Origin of the sequence: Rhodococcus mengyinensis, assembly GCF_048381435.1 — a bacterium.
GTDB lineage: Bacteria > Actinomycetota > Actinomycetes > Mycobacteriales > Mycobacteriaceae > Rhodococcus_F > Rhodococcus_F opacus_D.
Window position 1 is genome coordinate 1 of sequence record NZ_JBLWIT010000085.1, and the last position, 551, is coordinate 551.

The following is a 551-nucleotide window of genomic DNA, read 5'->3' on the forward strand; positions in this document are numbered from 1 at the left end:
CTCTAACTGCCCTCGACACCATCCACCGGTCAACCCGTCACCCCTGCACCACCCACCAAGGAGAACGTCATGTCCACGATCCACCTGCACCAGACCACCACCGCGACACCCGAACAATTTCTCGACGCAGTCACCGACTTCGGGCCCGGCCGCCAGGCGCTCTTTAGCAACAGCGCCGACGACTACCTCCAGGTACACGAACTCGGCACCACTCAGGCCGACGTCACCGAGGGCTCGGGCGGGGCCTGGGAACGCCTGCACTACGACTGGACCGACCCCCACCGTGTCGTCATGACGACCACCGACTCCAACCTGTGGGGCGGCAACTCCGGCCACACCTACACCCTCACCCCGCGGCCCGACGGGACCACCGACATCGACGCCGTCGTGGTCCGCGACGGCAAGAACCTCAAAGGACGAGCGCTCGCGACCGTGCTCGGCGTCTTCGGCACCCGCGTCCTGGGAAAAGCGTTCGACAACACCGTCGCGGCCATCGAAGCCCGCAACCACACCCCGCGGACGGCGAACAACACCTAGACCCCACGGTGGCG

General features: G+C 66.8%; 1 protein-coding gene. It reads left to right on the top strand.

From position 1 onward, the window contains the following. Positions 1–69: 69 nt before the first annotated feature. Positions 70–537 (top strand): SRPBCC family protein, encoded by a 468-nt coding sequence (locus ACNJ7E_RS15785; protein WP_418340340.1) that lies wholly within the window; start codon positions 70–72, stop codon positions 535–537. The last annotated feature ends 14 nt before the right edge of the window (positions 538–551 follow it).